This window comes from Falsihalocynthiibacter sp. S25ZX9, from assembly GCF_041205405.1.
Classification (GTDB): Bacteria; Pseudomonadota; Alphaproteobacteria; order Rhodobacterales; family Rhodobacteraceae; genus Falsihalocynthiibacter; species Falsihalocynthiibacter arcticus.
The window spans coordinates 1-279 of sequence record NZ_JBGFCD010000353.1 but is presented as its reverse complement, the minus strand read 5'-3'; the positions used below and the strand labels follow the sequence as shown (position 1 = coordinate 279).

The following is a 279-nucleotide window of genomic DNA, read 5'->3' as shown; positions in this document are numbered from 1 at the left end:
CAGGTGACCGTGCTGCGCGTGGGAAAGGTTGTTGAAACGGGGCCAACCGAGCAAGTTTTGGGCGCGCCGCAACATGAATATACACAAGCCTTGATGGCGGCGGTTCCTCCGCTAGATCATAAAATGCAACGCTTCCTTGTGCCAGAAAGTACCTTGCCGTCTACGGTGCAGGCGAGCGAGGATGCGAGCGAATGGCTTCGGCACGGCGCGCAAACTTTGGGTGAAGGGCTGGATGTTACAGATATTACGGTGCGTTTTTTCGGAACTCGCACGAGCCTT

At 55.9% G+C, this 279-nt stretch carries 1 pseudogene; it reads left to right on the top strand.

Going from position 1 to position 279, the window contains the following annotated elements:
* A pseudogene (locus AB9F29_RS22550) lies at positions 1 to 279 on the top strand (ABC transporter ATP-binding protein); the annotation flags it as partial.